Origin of the sequence: uncultured Bradyrhizobium sp., assembly GCF_936943645.1 — a bacterium.
GTDB lineage: Bacteria > Pseudomonadota > Alphaproteobacteria > Rhizobiales > Xanthobacteraceae > Bradyrhizobium.
Map to the genome: position 1 here is coordinate 24,784 of NZ_CAKZJO010000062.1, position 18,199 is coordinate 42,982.

The window sequence follows — 18,199 nt, forward strand, 5'->3', positions numbered from 1 at the left end:
CTGCGCATGTAGCGAAGCGGAATGCGTAGCGGGGTGGGGTGATCTCTCCCCACGAGCACTGTCCAACGCGGAGAGTCCGTCACCCCACCCCGCTCGCGCTGCGCGCGATCGACCACGGGCGAGCTACGCTCGTCCCGGCCCCCTCCAGGGGAGGGTAAGAAAGACTGTCCTCAATTATTCGCGCTCGCCGAATCGTCCATCGCCTTGAAGGCTTCCTCGAGCTGCAGCGAGATCGGCACGTTCAGGCGTTCGCCGGTCGGAAGCCGCGCGGTGAACCATTTGTTGTAGAGCGGGACGAGATCGCGGTTGGAGCCGAGCTTGCGGAAGGCACGCTCGACCAATGCGGCAAGTTGCGGCTCGCCCTTCCTGAACATGATGCCGTAGGGATCGTAGGACAAATAGTCCCCGGTGACGCGGTATTTGTCCTGCGCCTTGTGGCGCGCGATCAGGCCGAACAGCAGGATGTCGTCGGTGGCGAACGCATCGGCCTTGCCGTCGGCGAGCATCTGGTACGATTGCTCATGATCGGCGCCGACCGCGATGGTCAGTCCCAGCGAGGACTTCTTGTCGGCCGCCCGAATCGCCTGCTCGTTGGTGGTGCCCTTGGTCACCACGACGGTCTTGCCCTTCAGGTCGCCCAGCGACTGGACGCTGGATGCCTTCGGCACCATCAACTTGGTGCCGGCGACGAACATCAGCGGCGAGAACGCGACGCGCTTGCCGCGCTCGGCATTGGCCGTGGTCGAACCGCATTCCAGGTCGATCTTGTTCCGGAGCACGGCGTCGATGCGGTCGTCCGAGGTGACCTTGACGTAGTCGATCTTCAGATTGGGATCGTCGACTTCGACGCCGATCTCCTCGACGATGGCCTCGCAGAGCTCGAGGCTGTAACCGATCGGGCGGCCCGACTGGTCGAGGAAGGAGAACGGCGGCGAGCTCTCGCGATAGCCAAGCCGCACGGCATGCGCCTTCTTGATCGCCGACAGCGTCGGGCTGAGCCCTTCGCTGGCGGTCTGCGCGCGCGCAGGCACCGCCAGGAAGGAGCTCGCGAGCAACGCGGCTGCAAGCCACAGGCGGCCCGCGGTCAGCGACCTCGCCGATATCTGGCCCATGGTTCGCTCCTATCCATGGCCGGCCATCGCGGGCACTTCGCCCGGCACCATATCCTCGGGCACGACATCGCCGGGTCCGAGCGCGTGCTCGGGCCCAAGCTCGCCTTCCCATTTGGCCACGACCGAGGTCGCCAGCGTGTTGCCGATCACGTTGGTGGCACTGCGGCCCATGTCGAGGAAGGTGTCGATGCCCATGATCATCAGAAGGCCCGCCTCGGGAATGTTGAACTGCGCCAGGGTCGAGGCGATCACGACGAGGGAGGCGCGCGGCACGCCGGCGACGCCCTTCGAGGTGATCATCAGTGTCGCCAGCATCGCGAGCTGGGTGCCGAGCGGCATGTCGATGTGATAGCTCTGCGCGATGAAGATGCTCGCGAAGGTGCAATACATCATCGTGCCGTCGAGATTGAAGGAATAGCCGAGCGGCAGCACGAAGCTCGAGATCCGCGACGAGGCGCCGAAGCGGTTGAGCCCCTCCAGCGTCTTCGGATAGGCCGCCTCCGAACTCGCGGTCGAGAACGCGATCATCAGCGGTTCGCGGATCAGCTTCAGCAGATGGCTGTAGCGCGGTCCGATCACGATGAAGCCGACGATGACCAGGATGGTCCACAGGATCGCCAGCGAGAGATAGAAGCCGCCCATAAAGACGACGAGCTTCCAGAGCACGGCGAGGCCGTTCTTGGCGACCGTCGCCGTGATGGCCGCCCACACCGCGAGCGGCGCGAACAGCATCACGTAGCTCGTGACCTTGAGCATGATGTGGCTGATGTCGTCGATCATCGCCAGGATCGGCTTGGAGCGCTCGGGCATCGCGCCCATCGCCACCGAGAAGAACACGGCGAAGATCACGATCTGCAGGATCTCGTTCTGCGCCATCGCATCCGCAATCGAGGTCGGAATGAGATGGGTGAGGAACTTCTCGATCGAGAAGGCCGACACCGGCAGGCCGGTCGATTGCCCCGCCGCTGGCAGCGTGCCCGGGAAATTCGCGCCGGGCTGCAACAGGTTCACCATCACGAGGCCGAGCAGCAGCGAGACGAAGGAGGCGCTGATGAACCAGCCCATGGTCTTGGCGAAGATGCGTCCGAGCTTGGCGCCTGAGCCCATATGGGCGATGCCGCCGACCAGCGTCGCGAACACCAGGGGCGCGATGATCATCTTGATCAGGCGCAGGAACATCATGGCGATCAGGTTGATGGCAGAGGCCCACTCGGCGCGGGTATCCGGCAGGAAATTGTAGATCGCCGCCCCCATGATGATGCCGAGCACCATCGCCGCCAGAATGTATTGCGTAAACCTGTTGGACATCGTTGACCCCCACGTACACCGGCGCTTCATGATGTCGCAGATATCATAGCGACGCAACACGCTTTGCGTGTGATCGCGTTTTCAGGATGTTCCCGTTGTGAAATGGAACGCCGCGCTCTAGCCTTCACGCAGCGCACAACACATGCGGCCTGCACGTTTCGTTTGCGACGGCTGCATCAATAATCGTCAAGACGATCAAGGAGGGAAACGCCATGAGCGGCAACGTCAATCGCCAAATCCTGCTGGTGGAAAAGCCCAGCGGCAAGCTCGGCCCGGAGCACTTCAAGATGGTGGACGGCGCAATGCCGGAACCGAAGGACGGCGAAGCCCTGCTGCGCGTGCGATACATCTCGCTCGACGCCGCCAACCGCGCCTGGATGCACGGCGCGACCTATCGCTCCGCCGTCGAAGCCAACAGCGTGATGGCCGGCGGTGCCATCGCCGAGGTCATCAGCTCGAAGGCGCCTGAGCTAGCTCCCGGCGACATCGTGTTCGGCGACACCGGCTGGCAGGAATTTGCCGCGGTGCCCGCAAAGCATCTCACCAAGATGCCGAAGCTCGAGCCGATGACGCATCTGCTCAGCGTGTTCGGCATCGCAGGCCTCACCGCCTATTTCGGTCTGCTCGAGATCGGCAAACCCAGAGAGGGCGAAACCGTCGTGGTGTCCGCGGCCGCAGGCTCGGTCGGCTCGATCGTCGGACAGATCGCCAAGATTAGGGGATGCCGCGTGGTCGGCATCGCCGGCGGCGCGGACAAGTGCAACTGGCTGACGAGCGAGCTCGGCTTCGATGCTGCCGTGGACTACAAGGACGGCGCGGTCTTCAAGGCGTTGCGTGCGGCCGCGCCAAAGGGCATCGACGTCTATTTCGACAATGTCGGCGGCGACATTCTCGAAGCCTGCCTGCCGCAGATGAACAATTACGGCCGCATTGCCTGCTGCGGCGCGATCTCGCAATATGACGGCACACCATCCGCGCACGGCCCGCGCGGCGTGCCGGGACTGATCGTGGTGAAGCGGCTCGTCATGCAGGGCTTCATCGTGATGGATTACATGAAGGAGAGCCCGCGCGCGCTCGCCGATCTCCAGGCCTGGGTCAAGTCCGGCAAGCTGAAGGTGCAGGAAGACGTCATCGACGGCCTCGCGAACACGCCAAAGGCGCTGATCGGATTGCTCGCGGGCGAGAACCGCGGCAAGCGGATGATCAGGCTCTGACGATACCGGCGCGGCACATCCGCGCCGGTATAATCTACTTGCGGTAGCGGCCGAAGCGGCCAATGATATCGCTCGCGAGGCATCACTCGCGACGATTGCGATTGCATGACTTTGATTAAGCGTCGAACGATATCGACAGGGCAGGAATTCATCCAGATGTTCAACACGTTGAAACGAGTCTCAACGCGCAAGGCGCTGCTGGCGGCGGCATTGTTCGCAACTGCAACAGGCGCGTTCGCGCAGGCACCGACCGACGCGCAGAAGAGCGCCATCCGGTCCGCATGCCGCTCGGACTTCATGGCGCACTGCTCCAGCGTGACGCCCGGAGGCACGGAGGCGTTCCAGTGCCTGCAGAAGAACATGTCGAGCCTCTCGTCGGGATGCCAGACCGCGGTTCGCGCGATCGCGCCTCCAGCGGCGCCGAAGACCGAAGCCGCTCCCGCCGCGCCGAAGACCGAAGCGGCGCCCAGGGAAGCAGCTCCCAAGACTGAGCCGGCAGCGGCCGCGCCCAAGGCTGAGTCAGCCCCCGCTGCGAAGCCGGCCGCCGCCGCAGCGGCCCCGAAAGCTGCTGCGCCCAAGCAGCCAAGCAGCGCGCAACTTGCCGCAATCAAGAGCGCGTGCCGGGGCGATTATCCCAAGGTTTGCGCCAGCGTGCCGCCAGGCGGCGCGCCTGCGCTGGAATGCCTGGAGAAGAACAAGGCCAAGGTCTCGCCGGCCTGCGGAAGCGCCGTCAGCGCAGCAACCGGTGGCGGCGCGGCAGCCGCCGCAGCCCCGTCTGCAGGCGCGGCAGCCGCCCCTGCCGCAGCGCCCACCGTGCTCGTGCTGCGTCCGATGCGACCGCGCGAAGAGCTGTTCGTGGCACGATCGGCCTGCGGCGCGGACATCCGCACGATCTGTGCCGGCGTCGAGGTTGGCGCCGGCCGCATCATGCAGTGCCTTGCGAATAACGCGGCATCGCTGTCGCCGGCGTGCCGGGACGTGCTGGCGGCGTTCACGGTGCGATAGCTCCGCCGCGCAACGCGCGCATCGATATTTGGCAGCGCGCGAGCATGAATTTTCGCACGCTTGCAGCGACAAATCCTTTGCTGATCCGATTTCGATCACGACAAGACCGGGAGGACAACATGCGATCATTGCTGCTCGTTGCTTCTGCGCTCCTCGCTTTCGGCGCAACCATGACCTTCGAGGCCACCGATGCCAATGCGGTGGTGTGCGCCCGCGGCGTCTATCGCGCCGGTTGCGCCGGGCCGAACGCGGCCGTCGTGGTCCGCAAGCCGGTTCCGGTCGTCCGTTGCACCAGGGTGCTGGTGAACGGCGTCTATGTGAAGCGCTGCGTCTGACACGCGAATAGCCAAGCCGGCACGGTTTGGCTATGATTCGGGCCTGACGGCTTCGGGGGCGCGCAAGACGTGCGTCCGAAGATGAGCTGCGGCGCGTCCTCGCTTAGCCGATAATTCTGCTGGCGCGGGACGTCGGAGCACATTAGTCTACCCCTAGATAGTAAGTATACTGTCAATTAGGGAGGCAGGCGTTGCGGATCGCCGTGATTGGCGGAGGGCCCGGTGGGCTCTATTTCGCCTATCTGTGGAAGAAGCGTCACCCCGAGGATCAAGTCGACCTGTTCGAACAGAACCCGGCCGACGCGACCTGGGGCTTTGGTGTCGTGTTCTCCGACCAGGCGCTGGAATTCCTGCGCGCCGACGACCCCGAGACGGTCGACGCGATCGCGCCGCATATGGAGAGCTGGGAGAACATCACGCTGAACCTCGGCGGCGACAGCGTCGCCATCGACGGCGTCGGCTTCTCCTCCATCGGGCGGCTCGAGCTGTTGAGGTTCCTGCAGCAGCGCGCGCTCGACGTCGGCGTCACGCCGCGCTTCGACACGCAGATCCACGCGATCGACCAGCTCAATGGCCACGATCTGATCGTCGCCGCGGACGGCCTGAACTCGCTGGTGCGCCGCGCCTATGAGGGCGATTTCGGGACGTCGCTGTCCTACTCCTCCAACAAGTTCGTCTGGTACGGCACCTCGAAGCGCTTCGACACGCTGTCGCAGACCTTCGTGAAGACCGACCGCGGGGCTTTCAACGCGCATCACTACCGCTACTCGCCGACGATGAGCACCTTCCTGGTCGAATGCGATCACGCGACCTGGCAGGCCTATGGCTTCGCCTACAAGGACTTGGAGCAGTCCAAGGGCGTCTGCGAGGAGGTGTTCGCGGACACGCTCGGCGGTCATTGCCTCGTCTCCAACAAATCGGTCTGGCGCAATTTCCCCTGGGTCTGGAACGAGCATTGGTCATTCAAGAACATGGTACTGATCGGCGATGCCCTGCATTCGGCGCATTTCTCGATCGGCTCGGGCACGCGGCTTGCCATCGAGGACGCCATCGCGCTGGTCAAGGCGCTGGAATCGGATGCGCACCTGACCACGGCATTGCACCGCTACCAGGCCGCGCGAAAGCCGGTGGTGCAGAAGCTCGTCAACGCGGCCCGCACCAGTGCCTTCTGGTACGAGCATTTCGCCCAGCACATGCAGCAAGGCCTGATGGACTTCGCCTACAGCTACATCACCCGCTCCGGCCGTATCGACGATGCACGCCTGCGCCACATGTCGCCGGGCTTCATGGCGCGTTACGAGGCCGCCAAGAACGGTGGGGATGAGGCATGAGCAACGAGATACGCGACCAGGTGCCCGCCGACAGCGAGGGGGCGCGCGAGATCGGCTTTGCCGTTCCTGACATCTACAACGCCAGCCGGGTGTTGTTTGACAATCTCGGCAAGGGAAGCGGCGACAAGCCCGCGCTGATCGGCCCGGCGGGCACGCGAACCTACGCCGAGCTCTGCGGCGAGGCCTGCCGCTGGGGCAACGGTCTTGCTTCGCTCGGCCTGACGCGCGGCGACCGCGTGCTGCTGTTTCTCGACGACACGCCGGCCTACCCGGCTGCCTTCTTCGGCGCGGTGCGCGCCGGCTTCGTGCCCCTCCTGATCAACACGCTGACGCCGCCGGATCTCCTGCAGTTCTATCTCGCAGATTCCGGCGCCACCGTTGCGGTGGCGGACGCCGAGTTCTGCGCGCGCTTCAATGCGCAGGCCTGCAAGGATACGAAGCTGCATACGCTGATCATCGCCAACGGACCGGCGGGCGATCACGCCGCACCGAAGGCGCTCGCGGCAGCAGGCTGGCTTGCGCAGTTTCCCGCCCAACTGGCGGAAGCGGACACAAATCGCAACGAGATGGCGTTCTGGATGTATTCGTCGGGGTCGACCGGCCGGCCCAAGGGCATCGTGCATCTCCAGCACGACATGGCCTATAGCGACCTCGCTTTCGCCAAGGACATCCTGAAGCTGACGCCTGACGACATCTGCTTCTCCGTGCCGAAGATCTTTTTCGCCTACGGCTTCGGCAATTCCGTCACCTTCCCGTTCTCGGCGGGGGCAGTGACACTGCTGCTGCCGGGCCAGCCGAAACCCGCCGCGATCTTTGCGGCGATCGCGCAGTACAGGCCGACGGTCTTCTTCGGCCTGCCGACGCTCTACACCTCGCTGACCAAGGCCGAGGGCGCCGAGAAAGCAGATTTCTCGTCCTTGCGCATGGCGCTCTCCGCGGCCGAGGTGCTTTCGGCCGAAGTCTTCAACGGTTGGAAGACGCTGACTAGCCTTGAGATCGTCGAGGGCCTCGGCTCGACCGAGGTGCTGCACATCTATCTCTCCAACCGGCCCGAGCAAAAGAAGCTCGGCGCCGCGGGAATGCGCGTGCCCGGCTACGAGGTCGCGTTGCGCGACAAGAACGGCCGCGACGTCGCCGACAACGAAGAAGGCATCTTGTGGGTGCGCGGCGATTCCAACACGCCGCTGTACTGGAACCGGCCGGACAAATCCGCCGAGACCATTCGCGAGGGCGGCTGGATCTACACCGGCGACCGGTTCGTGCGCGATGCCGACGGCTTCCACTTCTTCCGGGGCCGCGCCGACGATCTCATCAAGATCTCCGGACAGTGGGTCTATCCGCTCGAGGTCGAGCTGTGCCTCGCCGACCACCCCGACATCCGCGAATGCGCGGTATTCGCCGCCGAGCTGCCGGACCGCCGCATGACGCTGAAGGCCGTGGTGGTGATGAACAACCGCGCGGTCAACCAGGGCGACGCGACGCGGCGATTGCAGGATTACGTCAAGGGCAAGCTGCTGCCCTACAAATATCCGCGCGAGGTGATCTTCACCGACGAGCTGCCGAAGACGGGGACTGGGAAGATTGACCGGCAGGCGCTGCTGAGGATGTGACGCAAACAGCGGTAAGGGACGCACACTGCCGCCACCATCTCGGTGTCATCCCCGCGAACGCGGGGATCCATAGCCACAGGGAGTGGTTGTGGCGTTAACTGGTAACTCCGAGTCCCCGCCAAACTCCTGCTGCGGCGTATGGGTCCCGGATCTGCGCTTACGCTTGTCCGGGACGACAGCGGAGGGTGGCGCACACAACACTCCTCGCCCTCATCCCGCCTTCCCCAGATGCTCCAGCGCATCCTCTGCCCGCAGCGGCACGCGCGAGGCTTCGTTGTTGAGGTCGACGAGCTGCGACATCAGCCCCATCAGCGTCTTGCGATCGGCCGGCTTCAGCGGCTCCAGCATGCGCGCCTGGGCGCGCTCGACGGCCGGGATGATCTCGCGCAGGATCGCGGTGCCCGATTTGGTCAGATAGAGCAGCTTGATCCGCTTGTCCTCGGGCGCCGGCTTGCGCTCGATATAATCCTTGGCCTGGAGCCGCTCGATCACGCTGCCGAGCGTGGAGCGGTCGAAGGCGATCACCGCCGACAGCCGCGTGGCGTCGATGCCGGGATGGGTGTGGATCGCGATCAGCGCCGCATATTGCACCGGGGTCAGGTCGAACGCCCTGCACTCCTCCATGAAGATCGAGACCGCGATCTGCTGCATGCGCCGGAACAGATAGCCCGGCGCCGCGTAGACCGCGTCGATCGTGATCGGAGCGGGCGGCTTACTCGGCATCGGGCTGCTTTTCCGGTGCGGCATCTGCGAAGGCCGGCAGCGCCTTTGCCGCCGCTTCCGCCTGGAGCAGGCGTGGATAGGCCGAGACATCGACGCCGAAGCGGCGCGCGTTGGCGAGCTGCGGCACGAGACAGAGATCCGCCAAGGTCGGCGCGTCGCCGAAGCAGAACGGGCCCTTCTCGCCCTTGATCAGCGTCTCGCAGGCCGACAGCCCCTCGCGGTTGACCCAGGCCGCCCAGTCCTGGACCTTCTCCTCGGGCAGGCCGAGCTCGCGCAAGCGCGCCAGCACTTTCAAATTCTGCACCGGATGGGTGTCGCAGGCGATCGCGAGCGCGAAAGCCCGCACCTTGGCGCGGCGCAGCGGATCCTTCGGCAGCAGCGGCGGATTGGGGTGCGTCTCGTCGAGCCATTCGACGATGGCAACCGATTGGGTCAGCACCGCCCCCGCATCGTCCTCCAGCGCCGGCACGAGGCCCTGCGGGTTGATGGCGAGATAGCTGGGCGCGCATTGCTCGCCCTTGCGCAAATGATGCGGCAGATGCGCGGCCTTGAGGCCCTTCAGGTTCAGCGCGATCCGCACGCGGTAGGCAGCGCTGGAGCGGAAATAGCCGTGCAGCTTCATTGGAACCTCCCCTATGCTTCTGTCATTCCGGGCTCGCGCCAAGTGGGGCGCCCTGGAATGACCGTCTTGTACGTTATCCCTCGCATTGACGCTACCTAGATCGTCAGTATACTGTCAATCAACAAAACGAACGGGAGCGCCGCCATGGAAGCCGTGACCAAGACGCCGGAACGCGAGGCCTTCTACAAGAAGATCGACGGCGAGAACCTCACCGCGCTGTGGACGGTGATGAGCGATCTGATCACGCCGGAACCGAAGAGCGCCTGCCGGCCTCACCTCTGGAAATTCGATGTCATCCGCGACTACATGACGGAGGCCGGCAAGCTCATCACCGCCAAGGAAGCCGAGCGGCGCGTGCTGGTGCTGGAGAACCCCGGCCTGCGCGGCCAGTCCAAGATCACCACCTCGCTCTATGCCGGCGTGCAGATGGTGGTGCCCGGCGACGTCGCGCCCGCGCACCGGCACAGCCAGTCGGCCCTGCGCTTCGTGCTCGAAGGCAAGGGCGCGCACACCGCCGTGGACGGCGAGCGCACCGCGATGGAGCCGGGCGATTTCATCATCACGCCGTCAATGACCTGGCACGATCATTCCAACGAGACCGATCAGCCGATGTTCTGGCTCGACGGCCTCGATATTCCGCTGGTGCAGTTCTTCGACTGCTCTTTCGCTGAAGGCTCGAAAGAGGACCAGCAGAAAATCACGAAGCCCGCGGGCGACAGCTTTGCGCGCTACGGCCACAATCTCTTGCCGGTCGACGTGAAACGCGCCTCGAAGACATCGCCGATCTTCAGCTATCCCTATGCCTACACCCGCGAGGCGCTGGAGAAGGCCAGGACGAGCCAGGAATGGGATGCCTGCCACGGCCTCAAGCTGAAGTTCAGCAATCCCGAGACCGGCGATTTCGCGATGCCGACCATCGGCACATTCATCCAGCTGCTGCCCAAGGGCTTCAAGACCGCGCGCTATCGGTCGACCGATGCCACCGTGTTCTGCCCGATCGAGGGCCGTGGCCGCAGCCGCATCGGCGATGCCGTGTTCGAATGGGGCCCGCGCGATCTGTTCGTGGTGCCGAGCTGGCAATGGGTGACGCACGAGGCCGACGAGGACGCCGTGCTGTTCAGCTTCTCGGACCGTCCGGTGCAGCAGAAGCTCGATCTGTTCAGGGAAGATCGCGGCAACGCGTGAGGACGGCTCCGTCTACTCCGCTGTCGTCCCGGACAAGCGCGCCCTGAGCGCGCGTAGATCCGGGACCCATAGCCACAGGAAATAGTTGTGACCCTAAGCAGATAACTCCGACGCCCTTAATCACGCTTGCCTGTGGTTATGGGTCCCGGGTCTGCGCTTGCGCTTGCCCGGGACGACGGTCGAAATTGCCGCTACCGCCAGTGCAGCAACCGCGTCTCCAGCCAGCCGATCACCTTGCCGACCACGAGCCCAAACACCGACAGGATCACCACACCCGCGAGCAGTTGATCCGTCTGCATGAGATTGCCGGCCTGCAGCACGAAGGCGCCGATGCCGTATTGCGCGCCGATCATCTCGGCGCTGACGACGAGCAGCAGCGCCACCGAGGCCGTGATGCGGAAGCCCGCGAGGATCGCGGGCAGCGCGCCGGGCCAGATCACCTTGCGCACGATGGTGGCGAAGGGAACGTTGAAGCTCTGCGCCATGCGAATGAGATTGCGCGGCACCGCATCGACACCGCTATAGACCGAGATCGCGGTCGAGAAGAACACGCCGAGTGCAATGGTCGCGATCTTCGGCTCTTCGCCGATGCCGAGCCAGAGGATCAAGAGCGGCAGCAGCGCGATCTTCGGGATCGGGAACAGCGCCGAGATGAAGGTGATGCCGACGCTGCGGGCCAGCCGCGACAGGCCGATGGCGAAGCCGACGACGACGCCGGCCCCAGTCCCGAGCAGCCAGCCGACGCCGATGCGCAGCAGCGAGGCCGAGAGATGCTGCCAGAGCGCGCCGGAGACCGCGAGCTGATAGATCGCGCGAACGATGGCAGCGGGCGTCGGCAGAAACAGCGCATTGACGAGACCAGCGCTGCCCGCCGCCTGCCATACCGCGATCACCAGAGCGAGCGCGATCCAGCCGCCGTAACGGCTCGATGCCGGTACGAAGCCGGCGCCGCGGAAGCGGACGCGCCGCGTCGCCTCGCTCTTCGCCGCCGCCTCCGTTGCCGCACGATCAAGCATGCTGGACCTCGCGCTCGGCATCGATGGCTTCATTGCGGATCAGGGACCAGATCTGGTTCTGCAGCGCGAGCAGCTTTTCGCGCGCCGCAGCCTCGCCGCGTGCCGCGCGCGTCATCGGCACGGTCACGACCTCGCGGATGCGCCCCGGCCGCCGCGACAGCACGACGATGCGGTCGGCGAGCCGCGCGGCCTCTTCGAGATTGTGCGTGACATAGACCGCGCCCATGCCGCCATCGGCGAGCAGCCGAACGAAATCTTCCATGAGCAATTCGCGCGTCTGCGAATCCAGCGCCGAGAGCGGCTCGTCCATCAGGAGAATGGCGGGCTTCACGGCAAGCGCGCGCGAAATGCCGACGCGCTGGCGCATGCCGCCGGAGAGCTGCTTGGGGTAGGTCGCGCGAAAATCGGTCAGGCCGGTGCGGCTCAGGGCATCCTCAGCCAGCGCGCGGCGCTGAGCGGCCGAGAGCGGGGTGTGCAGCAGCGGGAATTCGACATTCTCCTCCACCGTCGCCCAGGGCAGCAGGGCAAAATCCTGGAACACGAAGGTGAGCGGATTGAGACTGTCCGCCGGCGGCGCGCCGCGCAGCTCGGGCGCGCCGGAGGTCGGCTGCAGCAGCCCGCCGAGGATGGAGAGCAGCGTGCTCTTGCCGCAGCCGGAAGGACCGACAATCGCCACCACCTCGCCGGCACCGACGGTGAAGGAGACGTCGTCGAGCACGGCGAGATCGCCGAAGCGATGGGAGATGTGGTTGGCGATCAGGTCCATGGAGCGAGCCCACTCTCTTCACCCTCCCCTGGAGGGGGAGGGTCGGTTCGCATGTAGCGAAGCGAAATGCGAACCGGGGTGGGGTGACGGTCCATCCGCAACAGCACTGATGATGTCCGCTCTCGAAGTTTCCGCGAGTGGTTGCAAACGATGGAGGGACTGCCGCCGTGGCTCACCCCACCCCGCTCGCTCCGGACGATGCTGCGCATCGTCGGTGCGATCGACCCTCCCCCTCCAGGGGAGGGTGGCAGATCGCCCATCGCCAGAGTCTGCATCGTCAACATCAATCCGCCTTCACGTAATCCTTGGCGATGATCGCTTCCGCGTCAAAGCCCTTGTCGGCAAAGCCCTGCTCCTGCAGCCATTTGATCTGGTTGTCGACGTTCTTCACGTCGAGCTTGCCGTCGGGATCGATATAGGCGCAGTTGCCGACCACCTGCTCGACCGGAAGGTTGGTGTATTTAGCGATGATCTCCAGGAGCGGCCTGGTCTTGTCGTTGATTGGGGCCTTGCCGTCTTTCATCGCGGCGAGAATGACGTCGTGATATTCGCGATCGGCCTTGGCAAGCGCGCCGAGCAGCTTGGTTACCAGGGCCTTGTTGGTCAGTGTCTTCGGCGAAGCGAACACTGCGCCCAACTGCCACGGCGTCTCGTCGCCGACCCAGCCCAGGAACTTCGCGCCGCCCTCATCCATCAGCTTTCGCGCGGTGGAGATGGGAAGCAGCGCCGCATCGACGGTCTCGCCCTTCAGCGCGGCGGCCGCGTTCGACAGCGATTGCAGCGGCACGATCTTCACGTCCGCGAGCTTGAAGCCGTATTTGTCGGCGAGCAGGCCGAGCGAATAGTGAAAGCTCGATCCGACCTGCGTCATCGCCACGCGCTTGCCGGCAAGATCCTTCGGCGTTTTCAATCCGGCCGCATAGGCGTTGTTGCTGGCGAAATAGCCGATCAGGGGATAGCCGGCCTTCTCGCGGCTCATGCCGCCGATCACCTTCAACGTGCCCTTGCCGGCGAGATTATAGAGACCGGCAGTGAAGGCGGTGATGCCGAAATCGACGTCGCCCGAGGTGGTGGCGACCGCGATCGGCTGCGCGGCGTCGAAGAACTTCAGCTCGACATCGAGGCCGGCCTCGCGGAAATAGCCCTTGTCCTGCGCGATGAAGACCGGCGCGGAGGAGGATAGCCGCAGCACGCCGATCCTGGCCTTCAGCGCGTCCTCGGCCCGCGCCGTGCCCATCGCCGTGATCGCCACCAGGCCCGCAAGCGCGAGCCGCATTATCCCGATCATCCCGTTTCCTCCGCCGTCGTTGTCTTGCAGTGCGTTACAGGCCTTCGGGCACCATCTGGTCCCGGCCGATGAAGGCGCCCTGTTGTTTCAACGTTTCCTGCAATTTTTCAACCGGGATTTCGCGTGGAATGCGGTTACCCGATAACGCCAGAGCCGCGGCGGAACCGGCGGCCTCGCCCATCACGAAACAGGCACCGGAAACCCGTGCCGCCGACTGGCCCTCATGGGTCATCGAGGCACAGCGGCCGGCGACCAGGAGATTGTCGACGCCTTCGGGCACCAGCATCCGGTAAGGCAGCTCGTTGTAGCCGCGGGATTCCGGGATCGGCGGGAAGGTGAAGACGACGTCGCCGGGAACATGGGCCTCGATCGGCCAGCCATTGACGCCGATGGAGTCCTCGAAAGAGGCGCAGCCGAGCACGTCCTCGCCGCTCAGCTGATAGCTGCCCGTGATGCGGCGGGTCTCGCGGATGCCGAGCTGCGGAGGCAGATCGACGATGTAGGACTTCTCGAACCCGGGCACAGTGCTGCGCAAGAACTCGTACGCCGCGAGCGCCTGCTTGCGGCCCTCGATCTCGCCGCGGGTGAGATCGTCAGGCTCGACGCCGTTGATGGCATGGCCGTCCTCGCGCGCGACTTGCGTAAAGTTCACCCGCCATTCGATGCCGGACTTCTGCGGCCGCACGATCGCGCTCTTGCGCGGGAAGCTGTGCGTGCCGGCGGCCGCGGCTTTCTCCATCAGTTGCGGAATGGTCCGCCAGGCATCGCCGGCCTTGTCGGGATCGATGCCGTTGAGGCGGAGCATCATGGAAGGATAGAGCGGATGGCCGTGTTCGTCGCCGATCTCGAACGGCGCGCCGGCCCAGACGGCGAGATCGCCGTCGCCGGAGCAGTCGATGAAGATCTCCGACCGCACCGCCTGCCGGCCCGCCTTGGTCTCGACCAGCAGCGCGTCGATGCGACTGTCGTCGCCCATCACCACGCCGGCGCCGAGGGCGTGGAAGAGGATGTGCACGTTGTGGCTGGCGAGCAGCTGATCGGCCGCGATCTTGTAGGCCGCGGTGTCATAAGCCTGGGCGAACACCTTGCCGAGGATCAGATGCGGCGTGTTGAGGCCGTTCAGATGATCGATCCGCGCCAGCAGCTCGGACGCCATGCCCTGCACCAGCCGCCGGTGCTCGCCATGGACGTTGCCATGCAGACCGCAGAAATTGGTGACGCCGGCGGCGGTGCCCATGCCGCCAAGGAAGCCGTAGCGCTCGATCAGCAGCGTCTTCCGCCCCGCTCGCGCACTCGAGGCCGCAGCCACGATGCCGGCGGGGCCGCCGCCGAGCACGACGACTTCATACTCGCCATAGAGCGGCACTTGTCGTGCCGGTTCGTCGATCGTCATGGCCCGCATGGCGCGTTCCTTCCCAAATTTCTTGCTTGGGCTCGACTATGAATTAACGCGAGAGGGGGTACAATCCACCAAAATACACGATCAGCTTTCGCGAATCGAGAAAGGCGAAAATGGACATCCTCGTGAACCTGCAGGCCTTTCTCGCCACGGCGGATGCCGCCGGCTTCTCTGCCGCTGCGCGAAAACTCAACGTCTCGACCTCGGTGGTCGCAAAACGCGTCACGCAGCTGGAGGCGCGGATCGGCACGCCGCTGTTTCACCGCTCGACCCGGCAATTGCGTCTCACCGAAGCCGGCCAACGCTACGTGCATCGCGCGCGCGGCGTCGTGACCGACGCCACCGACCTGCTCTCGCGGATGGGCGAGAAGGGCCACGACCTCGTCGATCACCTGCGCATCAAGGCGCCGACCTCGCTCACCGTGGCGCGGCTTGCGGATGCCTTCAGCGCGTTCCAGACCCAGAACCCGAAGCTCAAGCTCGACATCGTGCTGATCGACCGTCCCGTCGATCCCGTCACCGAAGGGTTCGACATCGCCATCGGCGCCTTCCCGCATTCCTTCGGCGGCGTGGTCGACGAGCCCTTGTGCGCGCTGAAGCGGCTGCTCTGCGCCTCGCCGGCCTATTTGAAGAAGCACGGCACGCCAAAACATCCGCGCGACCTCGTCGAGCATCGCTGCCTCAGCTTCCTGCCGACCGGACCGGAATGGGTGTTCGACGGACCGCGCGGGCGCATCAGCATCCAGGTCAGCCCGCTGCTCTCCTCCAACGAGGGACATGTGCTGGCGCGCAGCGCCATCGCCGGCAACGGCATCGCGCTGCTCTCGCATTATCTCGTGGCAGACGCATTGAAGGAAGGCACGCTGAAGCCGGTGCTGCGCGACTTTCCGATTCCGGAATTGTGGGTGAAGGCCGCGATTCCCGAGCGGCGGCGCAATGCGGCGGCGGTGCAGGCGCTGTTGACACTGCTGAAAACGTCACTGGCGCCGTCGCTGTGAGCCATGTCGCGCATCCGGGCTACGCACCCTTGTTGGAAGTTGCAGTTGCGCTTGAACAGCGGACCTGACAGAAGGGCCGCCATGAATTCGACCGTCGCGAAACTCGCCCTGCCTGCCCTGATCGCTCTCGCAATCTCGGCCACTCCCGCCGCAGCCGTCGAGCAGAACTGCCGCTTCATCCAGGCCAAGCCCGATCGCGAGGCCTGCTACAAGCGGCAGGAGGAAGAACTCGCGGCCAAGCGCAAGCCTGCCGTGCCGACCAGCGAGAGCAATACGCTCGAGACGCTCCGCCAGATGCGGCAGGACGACGACGCCGTCTACCGCAGCATCAACAACATCTGCCGCGGCTGCTGAGCCTTAATTTTTCGCACCCCACCTCGCGGCCCGCTTCTCCGCAAACGACGCCAATCCCTCCGCCGCTTCCGCGCTCTGGCGCTTGAGCGAGTGCAACTGAACGAGGCGGGTGTACGCCGCATCGTCCACGGCCATGCCGCCGAACGAGCTTTCCAGCGCGAGCTTCTTGGTTTCGGCCATCGCCCCCGGCCCGTTGGCGAGCAGTTGCTCGACCACCTTGGCGCCGGCGGCTTCGAGCTCAGCCAGCGGCACCACGTCGTGGACGAGGCCGATGCGGCGGGCGTCCTCGGCGCCAAAGCGTTCGCCGGTGAGGGCATAGCGGCGGACCTGCCTGATACCGATGGCGTCGCAGAGCTGCGGGATGATGATGGCCGCCGTCAGGCCCCAGCGCACCTCGGTGATGGAGAACAGCGCGTTGTCCGCGGCGATCACGACATCGCAGGCCGCGATGACGCCGGTGCCGCCGCCGAAGCAACCGCCCTGCACCAACGCCACGGTCGGGATCGGCAGCGTGTTGAGCCGCTGCACCGCCTCGAAGGTCGCGCGCGAGGCAGCTTCGTTGGCCTCCGCCGATTGCGGCCGGACGCTGTTGATCCATTTGAGGTCGGCGCCGGCCTGGAAGTGCTTGCCGTTGCCCCTGAGCACGACGACACGCAGGTTCGGCTTCTTGCCCAGATCGTCCATGGCCGCGAGCACGCCTGATATCAACGCGCCATCATAGGCATTGTTGACCTCCGGCCGGTTCAACGTGACGGTCGCAACCCCGCGCTCATCGAGGGTCCACAGGACAGGGCTGGCAGTCATCGGCGATCCTCCGGTCAATTGCTTGGCACGCACTATGGCCGAGGCGATGCATCCTGATCCATATCTTTCCAGCGTGGGGCGGCCGCGCCCATCGCATGGCGGCTTGTGTCATGCTGCCGCCCCGATGGCACCCAGGGACAGGACGGAATCATCATGCGCATCTGCATTTTCGGCGCGGGCGCCGTCGGCAGCCACATCGCGGTACGGCTGGCGCGGGCCGGCCATGACGTGTCCTGCGTGATGCGGGGTGCGCATCTGGAGGCGGCGCGCGCGGGCGGCCTCAAGCTGCGCGTCGGCGATTCCGAGGTGTCCGCCAAGGTGAACGCCTCGGGCGATCCGGCCCAGCTCGGCCCGCAGGACGTGGTGATCTCGACGCTGAAGGCGACCGCGCTGACCGGGCTGGTGTCCAGCATCAAGCCGCTGCTGCAGGACGACACCGTCATCGTATTCGCGCAGAACGGCATTCCCTGGTGGTACGGCATCGGTCTGCCGCCGCGGCATCCGACGCCGCCGGACATATCCTTCCTCGACCCCGGCGGCCGCCTGCGCGCCTGCATCCCGAAGGAACGCATCATCGGCGGTGTCATCTTCTCCTCCAACGAGGTCACCGCGCCCGGCGTGGTGCAGAACCTCACCCCGGACCGCAACCGTCTCCTGATCGGCGAATGCGACGACCGCAATTGCGAGCGCATCACCAAGCTGCGCAACGTGTTCAACGACGCCCGGCTGGAATCGCCGCCCGTGGCCGAGATTCGCGAGGCGATCTGGTCAAAGCTGCTGACCAACATGTCGCTGTCGGTGCTGTGCCTGCTCACCGGCCAGACCGCGCGCGGCGTGCGCGACGACCCGGCCTTTGCCGACGTGATCCCGCGCATGCTGAACGAGGCCAACGACATCGCCCAGCACTTCATTCCCGAGGTCAAGCGCGTCACGCGCAGCGGCCCTGCCCCCAACCACAAGCCGTCGCTGCTGCAGGATTACGAGCTCGGCCGCGCCATGGAGATCGACGTGCTGGTGAAGGCCCCCGCCGCTTTCGCGCGCACCGCCGGACTGTCGACACCGACGCTCGACCTGATCGCCGCGCTGGCGATCCAGAAGGCGCGCGACAAGGGGCTCTACGCGGCGTGAG

18 protein-coding genes are annotated in these 18,199 nt (G+C 65.3%); 9 read left to right on the forward strand and 9 right to left on the reverse strand.

Features of this window, described 5'->3' with window-relative positions; all coding sequences use genetic code 11:
- Positions 1-170 precede the first annotated feature (170 nt).
- Positions 171-1,112: an amino acid ABC transporter substrate-binding protein gene (locus Q0743_RS17990; RefSeq protein ID WP_298242848.1), complete on the reverse strand. Its 942-nt coding sequence runs from the start codon at positions 1,110-1,112 to the stop codon at positions 171-173.
- A 9-nt stretch (positions 1,113-1,121) separates the two neighbouring features.
- Positions 1,122-2,420, reverse strand: coding sequence for a dicarboxylate/amino acid:cation symporter (locus Q0743_RS17995; RefSeq protein WP_298242849.1), 1,299 nt, complete (start codon positions 2,418-2,420; stop codon positions 1,122-1,124).
- A 212-nt stretch (positions 2,421-2,632) separates the two neighbouring features.
- Here Q0743_RS17995 and Q0743_RS18000 point away from each other — a divergent pair, with 212 nt between their 5' ends.
- The 5 genes from Q0743_RS18000 to Q0743_RS18020 all read left to right on the forward strand — a co-directional run bounded on the left by Q0743_RS18000 (position 2,633) and on the right by Q0743_RS18020 (position 7,915).
- The gene (locus Q0743_RS18000) at positions 2,633-3,634 is read left to right on the forward strand and encodes an NADP-dependent oxidoreductase (RefSeq protein WP_298242850.1); all 1,002 of its coding nucleotides are present in this window, start codon (positions 2,633-2,635) and stop codon (positions 3,632-3,634) included.
- 156 nt (positions 3,635-3,790) lie between these two features.
- A complete protein-coding gene (locus Q0743_RS18005) occupies positions 3,791-4,639 on the forward strand; it encodes a cysteine rich repeat-containing protein (RefSeq protein WP_298242851.1) in 849 nt (282 codons plus the stop codon).
- A 119-nt stretch (positions 4,640-4,758) separates the two neighbouring features.
- Positions 4,759-4,974: a hypothetical protein gene (locus Q0743_RS18010; RefSeq protein WP_028175115.1), complete on the forward strand. Its 216-nt coding sequence runs from the start codon at positions 4,759-4,761 to the stop codon at positions 4,972-4,974.
- A gap of 191 nt (positions 4,975-5,165) precedes the next feature.
- On the forward strand, positions 5,166-6,305 hold the full coding sequence (locus tag Q0743_RS18015; RefSeq protein ID WP_298242852.1) for an FAD-dependent monooxygenase: 1,140 nt from the start codon (positions 5,166-5,168) through the stop codon (positions 6,303-6,305).
- Positions 6,302-7,915, forward strand: a complete 1,614-nt coding sequence (locus tag Q0743_RS18020; protein ID WP_298242853.1) for a benzoate-CoA ligase family protein — start codon at positions 6,302-6,304, stop codon at positions 7,913-7,915. The genes Q0743_RS18015 and Q0743_RS18020 overlap by 4 nt, the downstream gene beginning before the upstream one ends.
- A gap of 210 nt (positions 7,916-8,125) precedes the next feature.
- Here the strand turns inward: Q0743_RS18020 and Q0743_RS18025 are convergent, their stop codons facing one another.
- Both Q0743_RS18025 and maiA read right to left on the reverse strand, forming a co-directional pair.
- Complete coding sequence (locus tag Q0743_RS18025; protein WP_298242854.1) at positions 8,126-8,638, reverse strand: MarR family winged helix-turn-helix transcriptional regulator; 513 nt, start codon at positions 8,636-8,638, stop codon at positions 8,126-8,128.
- Entirely contained in the window at positions 8,628-9,260 is a 633-nt protein-coding gene (gene maiA, locus Q0743_RS18030) for a maleylacetoacetate isomerase (protein WP_298242855.1), read from the reverse strand. The genes Q0743_RS18025 and maiA overlap by 11 nt, the downstream gene beginning before the upstream one ends.
- A 144-nt stretch (positions 9,261-9,404) precedes the next feature.
- Between maiA and gtdA the strand changes: the two genes are divergently transcribed.
- A complete protein-coding gene (gene gtdA, locus Q0743_RS18035; protein WP_298242856.1) occupies positions 9,405-10,445 on the forward strand; it encodes a gentisate 1,2-dioxygenase in 1,041 nt (346 codons plus the stop codon).
- 191 nt (positions 10,446-10,636) lie between these two features.
- On the opposite strand, the gene Q0743_RS18040 is transcribed toward gtdA, so the two are convergent.
- The 4 genes from Q0743_RS18040 to Q0743_RS18055 form a co-directional block, all read right to left on the reverse strand.
- Complete coding sequence (locus Q0743_RS18040) at positions 10,637-11,461, reverse strand: ABC transporter permease (RefSeq protein ID WP_298242857.1); 825 nt, start codon at positions 11,459-11,461, stop codon at positions 10,637-10,639.
- Positions 11,454-12,227 carry an ABC transporter ATP-binding protein gene (locus tag Q0743_RS18045; protein ID WP_298242858.1) on the reverse strand — a complete coding sequence of 258 codons (774 nt, stop codon included), beginning with the start codon at positions 12,225-12,227 and terminating at the stop codon, positions 11,454-11,456. The genes Q0743_RS18040 and Q0743_RS18045 overlap by 8 nt, the downstream gene beginning before the upstream one ends.
- Before the next feature lie 283 nt (positions 12,228-12,510).
- Entirely contained in the window at positions 12,511-13,515 is a 1,005-nt protein-coding gene (locus Q0743_RS18050; RefSeq protein ID WP_298242859.1) for an ABC transporter substrate-binding protein, read from the reverse strand.
- 34 nt (positions 13,516-13,549) lie between these two features.
- Entirely contained in the window at positions 13,550-14,917 is a 1,368-nt protein-coding gene (locus Q0743_RS18055) for an FAD-dependent oxidoreductase (RefSeq protein ID WP_298242860.1), read from the reverse strand.
- A 110-nt stretch (positions 14,918-15,027) separates the two neighbouring features.
- On the opposite strand from Q0743_RS18055, the gene Q0743_RS18060 reads away from it, so the two are divergent.
- Positions 15,028-15,912 (forward strand): LysR family transcriptional regulator, encoded by an 885-nt coding sequence (locus tag Q0743_RS18060; protein WP_298242861.1) that lies wholly within the window; start codon positions 15,028-15,030, stop codon positions 15,910-15,912.
- A gap of 81 nt (positions 15,913-15,993) precedes the next feature.
- Positions 15,994-16,266 (forward strand): hypothetical protein, encoded by a 273-nt coding sequence (locus Q0743_RS18065; protein WP_298242862.1) that lies wholly within the window; start codon positions 15,994-15,996, stop codon positions 16,264-16,266.
- 3 nt (positions 16,267-16,269) lie between these two features.
- Here Q0743_RS18065 and Q0743_RS18070 read toward each other — a convergent pair whose 3' ends face one another.
- Positions 16,270-17,070, reverse strand: a complete 801-nt coding sequence (locus tag Q0743_RS18070) for an enoyl-CoA hydratase-related protein (RefSeq protein ID WP_298242863.1) — start codon at positions 17,068-17,070, stop codon at positions 16,270-16,272.
- Positions 17,071-17,223: 153 nt separating this feature from the next.
- On the opposite strand from Q0743_RS18070, the gene Q0743_RS18075 reads away from it, so the two are divergent.
- On the forward strand, positions 17,224-18,198 hold the full coding sequence (locus Q0743_RS18075) for a ketopantoate reductase family protein (protein ID WP_298242864.1): 975 nt from the start codon (positions 17,224-17,226) through the stop codon (positions 18,196-18,198).
- Position 18,199: the final 1 nt, after the last annotated feature.

What these genes read in the sequence shown, in the direction of transcription:
- Q0743_RS17990 (WP_298242848.1), bottom strand. Translation starts at nt 1,112, where the DNA reads ATGGGCCAGATATCGGCGAGGTCGCTGACCGCGGGCCGCCTGTGGCTT.
- Q0743_RS17995 (WP_298242849.1), bottom strand. Translation starts at nt 2,420, where the DNA reads ATGTCCAACAGGTTTACGCAATACATTCTGGCGGCGATGGTGCTCGGC.
- Q0743_RS18000 (WP_298242850.1), top strand. Translation starts at nt 2,633, where the DNA reads ATGAGCGGCAACGTCAATCGCCAAATCCTGCTGGTGGAAAAGCCCAGC.
- Q0743_RS18005 (WP_298242851.1), top strand. Translation starts at nt 3,791, where the DNA reads ATGTTCAACACGTTGAAACGAGTCTCAACGCGCAAGGCGCTGCTGGCG.
- Q0743_RS18010 (WP_028175115.1), top strand. Translation starts at nt 4,759, where the DNA reads ATGCGATCATTGCTGCTCGTTGCTTCTGCGCTCCTCGCTTTCGGCGCA.
- Q0743_RS18020 (WP_298242853.1), top strand. Translation starts at nt 6,302, where the DNA reads ATGAGCAACGAGATACGCGACCAGGTGCCCGCCGACAGCGAGGGGGCG.
- Q0743_RS18025 (WP_298242854.1), bottom strand. Translation starts at nt 8,638, where the DNA reads ATGCCGAGTAAGCCGCCCGCTCCGATCACGATCGACGCGGTCTACGCG.
- maiA (WP_298242855.1), bottom strand. Translation starts at nt 9,260, where the DNA reads ATGAAGCTGCACGGCTATTTCCGCTCCAGCGCTGCCTACCGCGTGCGG.
- gtdA (WP_298242856.1), top strand. Translation starts at nt 9,405, where the DNA reads ATGGAAGCCGTGACCAAGACGCCGGAACGCGAGGCCTTCTACAAGAAG.
- Q0743_RS18040 (WP_298242857.1), bottom strand. Translation starts at nt 11,461, where the DNA reads ATGCTTGATCGTGCGGCAACGGAGGCGGCGGCGAAGAGCGAGGCGACG.
- Q0743_RS18045 (WP_298242858.1), bottom strand. Translation starts at nt 12,227, where the DNA reads ATGGACCTGATCGCCAACCACATCTCCCATCGCTTCGGCGATCTCGCC.
- Q0743_RS18050 (WP_298242859.1), bottom strand. Translation starts at nt 13,515, where the DNA reads ATGATCGGGATAATGCGGCTCGCGCTTGCGGGCCTGGTGGCGATCACG.
- Q0743_RS18055 (WP_298242860.1), bottom strand. Translation starts at nt 14,917, where the DNA reads ATGCGGGCCATGACGATCGACGAACCGGCACGACAAGTGCCGCTCTAT.
- Q0743_RS18060 (WP_298242861.1), top strand. Translation starts at nt 15,028, where the DNA reads ATGGACATCCTCGTGAACCTGCAGGCCTTTCTCGCCACGGCGGATGCC.
- Q0743_RS18065 (WP_298242862.1), top strand. Translation starts at nt 15,994, where the DNA reads ATGAATTCGACCGTCGCGAAACTCGCCCTGCCTGCCCTGATCGCTCTC.
- Q0743_RS18070 (WP_298242863.1), bottom strand. Translation starts at nt 17,070, where the DNA reads ATGACTGCCAGCCCTGTCCTGTGGACCCTCGATGAGCGCGGGGTTGCG.
- Q0743_RS18075 (WP_298242864.1), top strand. Translation starts at nt 17,224, where the DNA reads ATGCGCATCTGCATTTTCGGCGCGGGCGCCGTCGGCAGCCACATCGCG.